Source organism: Alloalcanivorax gelatiniphagus (assembly GCF_005938655.1).
GTDB lineage: Bacteria > Pseudomonadota > Gammaproteobacteria > Pseudomonadales > Alcanivoracaceae > Alloalcanivorax > Alloalcanivorax gelatiniphagus.
This window is the reverse complement of record NZ_VCQT01000043.1, coordinates 1-7,049: the sequence shown is the minus strand read 5'-3', so window position 1 is coordinate 7,049 and position 7,049 is coordinate 1. Positions and strand designations below refer to the sequence as shown.

8 protein-coding genes and 1 pseudogene are annotated in these 7,049 nt (G+C 55.1%); 6 read left to right on the top strand and 3 right to left on the bottom strand.

Annotated features, from left to right (window positions below; translation table 11 throughout):
- Positions 1 to 354 precede the first annotated feature (354 nt).
- Positions 355 to 759, top strand: a complete 405-nt coding sequence (locus tag FGS76_RS14165) for an MASE1 domain-containing protein (RefSeq protein WP_170214481.1) — start codon at positions 355 to 357, stop codon at positions 757 to 759.
- A 65-nt stretch (positions 760 to 824) separates the two neighbouring features.
- The gene (locus FGS76_RS14160) at positions 825 to 2,327 is read left to right on the top strand and encodes a transposase (RefSeq protein ID WP_138773302.1); all 1,503 of its coding nucleotides are present in this window, start codon (positions 825 to 827) and stop codon (positions 2,325 to 2,327) included.
- A gap of 181 nt (positions 2,328 to 2,508) precedes the next feature.
- Here FGS76_RS14160 and FGS76_RS14155 read toward each other — a convergent pair whose 3' ends face one another.
- From FGS76_RS14155 to FGS76_RS14145, 3 genes are all read right to left on the bottom strand, one after another.
- On the bottom strand, positions 2,509 to 2,820 hold the full coding sequence (locus tag FGS76_RS14155) for a pyruvate formate lyase family protein (RefSeq protein ID WP_138773301.1): 312 nt from the start codon (positions 2,818 to 2,820) through the stop codon (positions 2,509 to 2,511).
- Positions 2,821 to 2,914: 94 nt separating this feature from the next.
- Positions 2,915 to 3,322 carry a DUF4345 domain-containing protein gene (locus FGS76_RS14150; protein WP_052717995.1) on the bottom strand — a complete coding sequence of 136 codons (408 nt, stop codon included), beginning with the start codon at positions 3,320 to 3,322 and terminating at the stop codon, positions 2,915 to 2,917.
- Positions 3,319 to 4,341, bottom strand: a complete 1,023-nt coding sequence (locus tag FGS76_RS14145) for a sterol desaturase family protein (protein ID WP_084687550.1) — start codon at positions 4,339 to 4,341, stop codon at positions 3,319 to 3,321. The genes FGS76_RS14150 and FGS76_RS14145 overlap by 4 nt, the downstream gene beginning before the upstream one ends.
- Before the next feature lie 132 nt (positions 4,342 to 4,473).
- Between FGS76_RS14145 and FGS76_RS14140 the strand changes: the two genes are divergently transcribed.
- From FGS76_RS14140 to FGS76_RS19575, 4 genes and pseudogenes are all read left to right on the top strand, one after another.
- Positions 4,474 to 4,800, top strand: coding sequence for a hypothetical protein (locus tag FGS76_RS14140; protein WP_138773300.1), 327 nt, complete (start codon positions 4,474 to 4,476; stop codon positions 4,798 to 4,800).
- 56 nt (positions 4,801 to 4,856) lie between these two features.
- Complete coding sequence (locus tag FGS76_RS14135) at positions 4,857 to 5,864, top strand: helix-turn-helix domain-containing protein (RefSeq protein WP_240692549.1); 1,008 nt, start codon at positions 4,857 to 4,859, stop codon at positions 5,862 to 5,864.
- 127 nt (positions 5,865 to 5,991) lie between these two features.
- Positions 5,992 to 6,873, top strand: a complete 882-nt coding sequence (gene hchA, locus FGS76_RS14130) for a glyoxalase III HchA (RefSeq protein ID WP_138773299.1) — start codon at positions 5,992 to 5,994, stop codon at positions 6,871 to 6,873.
- Between the two features lie 63 nt (positions 6,874 to 6,936).
- Positions 6,937 to 7,049, top strand: a pseudogene (locus FGS76_RS19575) (cation transporter); the annotation flags it as partial.

Here is a 7,049-nt window from a genome sequence, read left to right as displayed (position 1 = left end):
CGATAGCAATTGTGCCGCCGGCGGAAGCTGAGGCAAACTACTACAGGCAACTCAATAGTCAGGCCTCCGTCGCAGCCTGACTTAAACCAAACAGCCTCCGCGAAATACGGGGCGGTTCACTACACCACGAAGCACAAGAAGAAGGCACCGACTGCGAAGGTCTCTCCTTTCTACAAGAAAACCATCGGTTACGGACTGCCGGACTTCGCAGAGGAACTCAACTACGGAGTCGATCTATCAACCATCTGAGGGTGGTATCAGATTGATGGGGTGAAGGTGCCCCATCAACCATTAAATCCGTATACCCGAAAAACATTCATGGCAGGATGCCATCAACTTCCGGATTCGGCGTCCATGACTCTCGCGCGTTTTTATTCCATCCCCACACTGCTGCAAGGTGCCGCCCTCACCGGGTCGTACGTGCTCACGGGGTTGCTGAGTCTTGACCTGAGCGCCAACGACGGCCTGGCCAGCATGGTCTGGCCGCCGGCCGGCATCGCCCTGGCCGCCATGCTGCTGGGCGGCAACCGATTCCTGCCAGCCATCTGGCTGGGTGGCTTTATCGCCGTCAACGTGACCAGTGGCAGCGTACTGATGGCGCTGCTGTCCGCCTGCGGCACCACCTTCGCTGCGTGGCTGGCACGCACCGCGCTGACGCAACTGCATCCGCAAGACACCCTGTTTGATGGATTGCTACAATCGAGTGGGAGTGACTGGCACTCACAGGCAATGTCTGGCACTGGCTGGCATCACAGCTGAGACTTCAATATCTCGCAGCTGAGCGATAAACTGTATAAAAACACAGTATCGCAAGGATGCGGATCATGCCCCAAGTGGCGGCCAGGATGGCCAGCCGGGACGAGAACACTGGTCGTTACCAGCGTCACCGGCCCGAGCAAACCCTGCTCTATCGGATCGTCGAAGAATACTACCCGACGTTCGCTGCCCATTTGGCGGCGCAGGGCAGGGAACTGCCCGGTTATGTGCAACGCGAGTTTGACGACTACCTCAAATGCGGCCGTCTCGAACACGGCTTTCTGCGGGTGCGTTGTGAGTCGTGTCACGCTGAGCACCTGGTTGCGTTCAGCTGCAAACGTCGGGGCTTCTGTCCTAGTTGTGGCGCACGGCGTATGGCCGAAAGCGCCGCGCTACTGGTCGATGAGGTTCTGCCCGTACAGCCCATGCGCCAATGGGTACTCAGCTTTCCCTTTCAATTGCGCTTTCTGTTCGCCAGCCGGCCGGAGGTCATGGGCCGGGTGTTGGGCATCGTTTACCGCGTCATCGCCACGCATCTGGTCAAGAAAGCGGGCTATACCCACCAAGCGGCCAAGACCGGTGCCGTCACCCTGATCCAGCGCTTCGGCAGTGCACTGAACCTCAACATTCACTTTCACATGCTGTTCCTCGATGGCGTGTACGTTGAGCGTCCCAATGGAACAGCCCGGTTCCTCTGGGTCAGGGCGCCGACCAGCGCCGAACTCACCCAACTGGCGCACACCATCGCCCATCGGGTCGGCCGCTATTTGGAGCGGCAAGGCCTACTGGAGCGGGATGCTGAAAACAGTTACCTGGCCTTGGATGCGGTGGATGAAGATGCGATGACTCCACTGCTGGGGCATTCCATCACGTATCGCATCGCCGTGGGGCCACAGGCAGGGCGCAAGGTGTTCACCCTGCAGACACTGCCCGCCTGCGACCCGGAAGATCAGTTTGGTGACATGCCCGGTAAGGTTGCCGGTTTCTCGCTACATGCCGGCGTAGCGGCCAAGGCCCATGAGCGCAGCAAACTCGAACGGCTGTGCCACTACATCAGCCGCCCGGCGGTGTCTGAGAAACGGCTGTCGCTCACGAAGAATGGCAACGTGCGCTACCAGCTCAAGACGCCGTACCGGGACGGCACCACGCATGTGATCTTTGAGCCGCTGGACTTCATCGCAAGACTGTCGGCGTTGGTGCCGAAGCCACGTGTGAACCTTACCCGGTTTCATGGGGTGTTTGCGCCCAACAGCAAGCACCGCGCCCTGGTTACACCTGCCATGAGGGGCAAGGGGAGCAAAAAGGTCAAGGTATCGGATGAGCCGCCAACACCCGCTGGGCGGCGAGCGTCGATGAAATGGGCACAGCGGCTCAAGCGTGTATTCCAAATCGACATCGAGACTTGCAGCGAATGCGGCGGTGCCATGAAGGTGATTGCCTGTATTGAAGATCCGGTAGTGATCAAGCAGATCCTCGACCATCTGAAGCAAAAAGCCGAAACCAACGAGTCCAGCCCGTTGCCCGAGAGCCGGGCACCACCGGCTGGCCTGTCGCCGGGTCTGTTTACCTGACCCGTCCCAAACGATTCCGATCACGATGCTGCGGTAATTCAGCCGCGGCAGGGATGCGTTATGCCGGCGGCTTGGGTTGGCCCCGGCTGTCGGGAAAAACGGGTGAATTTTCGGCGGGATCGATGGCTACACGGGCCGGATTCAGAATCACCCACTGGCAAAGCAGGCCGTCATTCGCGGTCTACAGTGGCTGGACTTGGAGAAAAACGGCGTTTATTCTTCCTATACTCGCCGAAAGCCCTGCCTTTTCTGGATAGATAATTCCTCCCACTCTATGGGAGGTGTAATTTCCGACTACCAGTTCATCGGGATATATTTCTATACTTTTATTTTGCAGTACATAACACATGGCTTCAGCGGCCTGTATTTCTACCGGCTTATTTCGATTCAATTTATTCTTGTAGTATTCCGTCCAAAGAATGGCTCTTTCCGGACAAATCGCTCGAATGGCATTATTAACTGAGTTTTTTAGGATTTCAATGCGATCGCTCATATTACCTTCTCCGCCCGCTTAGCGGGCTGTGAAACTAAGATTAAATGACTATGAATTGACTATGACTATTAATATGAAGATAGGCCTACGAAGCTTAATCGCTGAGTGGCTCATGACTTATATTTCGGCTGAACCAAAGTAACCCTGCGGCCCCCGCTGTGGAGACAATCTCCAGAGCCAGTAAAAAATCTGCAGTGGCATTAGGCATACCATCAAGCAACAAACTTATTAATCGGCCAACAACCAGGCCGAAAGTGATTGAGAAAATCATCCAAAGTGCGGGTCGGCGCGCTGACGCGGCAATAGCACCCGTCAGCATGATTAAGGCAAAAGCTAGGTGCATTCCCCCATAGTTGGCTCGAATTTCATTCGTTGCGCTGATCGAAGTCGGCTGCAGTTCGATGGCAGTCATGGCTGCGACTGGGTCGTACAAGGTATTTAAACCGATCAGTAGAAACGCAATGGCTGACATACTCAAAAAAAGTCGACTTAAAAAGATCATTTTACTTCCACCATCTTAGAGTCTGTTTTGGCCGTCTCGACTTCTTCAGCGGCCGTATTTCCTGTCTGTTTTCCGTCCATCTGTACGGTTGTCCAGGTATGAATAGGTGTATGACCTGAACGCTCCCACTCCGGTGGCTTCCAAAGATGCTTTAGCCGCTCGGAAAGCTTGCCGGGTGCCATCACGTCTCGAATCATATCGACAAGTTCATGCAGGTTCATTACAAACCAGTTATAGCTTTTGATCTGTTTTACGATGCCGTATTCGGCCTTTTCTTTTTCTGCCTCATAGGTTGAAAAAATATGGTCGTAGATCATGATGACTCCGCCGAAGTTTTTATCAATATATTGTGGGTTACGTCCGTGGTGCACGCGGTGGTTAGACGGCGTATTTAGTGACCATTCCAACCACGGGTGCAACTTTGTAATGCTTTCGGTATGCACAAACCACTGGAATGCGAGGTTCAATCCTAATAAACCAAGAATTAGGTCGGGGCTAAAACCGATGAAAACAGCCGGTGCGAAGAATATCCAAGTGCCCACAATGCCATTAAGAATGCTTTGTCGCGCCGCCGTAGACATATTCATGATTTCGCCGCTGTGATGGGATACGTGTTGCGACCAAAACCAGCGCACTCTATGTGCTGTACGGTGATACCAGTAGTAACAAAATTCTTGAACAAAAAATGCCAGAATTATTGTGAGGGCATTCACAGGGATGGTATAGAGACGATGATCCCAGACGAAAATATAAACAGCTGCGACATAAACTATGTTCATAACCGCACCGAAGACGTAGTAACCACCGCCTAACGAAAAGTTGGCAAAAACCTCGGGAATATAAAATGCCTGCCCTTTTGTGGCTGCCCAGTTTCCGCTTTTAATTCTTCGATAGAGCCACTCAACAAGAAAGCCCAAAACAAAAATAGGGACCATTGGAATCAGGATCATCTCATTGAGCGTAGGTTCACGCCCGAACAGATCGGTCAGGGTTTCGGTGATAAAACTAAACAACTGCATATGAACTCACTCCTTTTGCGCCGTTATTATTAATATTCAGCGATTTAAAAACTGCAGTAATTATGACTCTGTCTCTTGATTGCGTCTTGACCGGAACGTATAGTATTTGACATTTTCAGTCAGGCATAACGAATGACCGCTGCGATTCAAGTTTCTTCCCAGATATTAAATATTCTGCTGCGTTATATTGACGAAGAAGGCATTGCTAACGCTGATTTTCGCTCTCGCATCGAAGCAGCAAAGTCTGTTGATCGCATCAGTATCGAGCATTGGTGGGGCTTACTGGAAGAGCTCGCGACACTTCACCCGATACCTGCGCTGGGTATCCAGATTGGTATGCGAGGCGAAATCCAAGATGCCGGTATTTTGGGATATCTGGCGGCTTCTTGTGATGGGTTCATGTCATGTCTCCCTGAAGTTATGGGACAAGCGGTGTCAGCTCTGATGAAGCCATGGTAGAAAAGAGTGGGCTTATCGGATTGACGGATCATGCCAAGCTGTTATCCAATCATGCCATGACGATGAATTACCCCGACCCCACCGCCATCCGCGTCAACGGCTCCTATGTGCGCGTGCTGCTGGACTGGCTGGACCAGTACCAGTTGAGCGCACCTACCCTGCGGGCTGCGGTGTCGCGTCTGGCGCCCGGTGAGCAGGTGCCCCTGATCCAGTGGCTGGACCTGCTGCGGCGGGCGTATGCCGTGCACCCCGGCGACGGACGTGGCCTGGAGATCGGTGCCTGCATCAGCCCGGATCATGTGGGGGTGTTGGGCTATCTGGTGCAGGCCAGCGATAACCTGGGGCAGGCCTTGTATGCCTACCAGCGCTTCGAGTCACTGTTCTATGGCATCCGCATGGCGGAAGTGGTGATCCGCGGGGATGAGGCGGAGATCGGATGGCCTGTGTACGGTGGTCTGAGTCTCGGGCTGCTGGTAGATGAAACCGCTATCTCGGCCCTGATCAGCTTCCTGCGCAAGATCGTCCCGGATGCCCCTAACCCGGCAGAAGTGGCTTTCTCCTCGCCGGCGCCGGACAATCCGGCAGTGTACGAGGCCTTCTTCGGCGGCCCGGTACGCTTCAATGCCCCCTATGTGGCAGTGCGCTTCCCGGCGGATTACCTCAGCATCCCCCTGCCCACCGCCAATCCGGCCCTGCGCCAGATTCTTGATCGCCAGTCTGTGGCCTTGTCCAACGCCTTGCCGGGCAATGATCCCTTTGCCTTTCAGGTGCAGCAGGTGTTTCTGCGCCTGTTGCCTGATGCGCGGGTATCCCTGAAAGACGTGGCCAACGAAATGGCCATCTCCGTTCGTACCCTGCAACGCCGTCTCACACAAAGCGGCCAGACCTTTCAGGGCCTGCTGGATCGCACCCGCCAGGAACTGGCACAAAGCTATCTGCACGACCCGTCGCTATCGCTTTTCGAAATCACCATGCTGCTGGGCTTTGCCGAGCAGAGCTCGTTTAACCGGGCATTTAAACAGTGGGTGGGGGTGTCGCCGGGGGCGTGGCGGGAAGGGCAATAACGCAGCCTGCCACCCTATAGGTTTATCTCCACTCCCGGATTCGTAGGGCGGAAATTTCCGAAAGGGAATCTCCGCCATAGCTGGTAAAGGGCAAAGGATAAAGGGAGCCCGGTGATCAGGAGAATTTATGGCTAGTGGCATCAAGGCAATGTTTGGCATGGCCCCCAAGGATGATGGGCGGGGTGGCTTCACGCCCTCTTCCGTGGCGTTGAAACTGGCCACCAAAAGCAAGACTGATTACGACCACGCCGAGTATCCGGATGCCCTTCAGGGCAGCACGGCCAAGGTGCTGATGGTCTGTACCGAAGAACGCTACATGACCATGGCAAACGGCGTGAAGTTTTCCACCGGCAATCACCCGGTAGAAATGATGGTGCCGCTACTGCACCTGGAAAAAGCCGGCTTCCAGATCGAGGTCTGCACGCCTACCGGCGCACCGGTAAAAATAGAAAGGTGGGCGGTGCCAGAGAAAGACGACGCGGTCACGGATGCCCTGCAACGCTACCAGCCTCAATTCGAACAGCCTCAATCCCTAAAGGCCCTGGTCGCCGCAGGCCTGGAAGATCACGCCGACTACCTGGCGGTGTTTATCCCCGGTGGTCACGGCGCCATGTTGGGCCTGCCGGAGAGTGAAGACCTGCAAACCCTGATCCGCTGGGTCAACGCCAACGACAAACACATGCTCACCATCTGCCACGGCCCTGCGGCCTTGCTGGCAGAAAACCGTGGCGGCGATCCCAAGGATTTCGCCTATCACGGTTACAAAATGGCGGTGTTCCCGGACAGCCTCGACAAGCTCACCCCCAAGTTCGGCTACCTGCCCGGCCCCATGCCCTGGTACTTCGGCGATCGGCTCCGTGAGCAGGGCGTGGAAATCATCAACAAGAAAGCCAATGGTAGCTGCTGCGAAGACCGTAAGCTGATCACCGGCGACAGCCCGGATGCGGCCAATGAGTTTGGCAAGCTGGCGGCCAGGGCGTTGCTGGCGGAGGTGAACGGGGCGGGGTAGGCATTAAGGCGGAAATCGACCCGATTCCCGCCCGGTTTTATGCTCTTGCTTCGGGAATCAGATGAGCCTGAATCGCTGGTGATGATGGCTATCGCATTCGTCGCATTGATTGCCAATACCAGTTGTCTGCTGCTCATATCCAAACATCGGGAAGGCGGGGCGCACATGAAGGCACG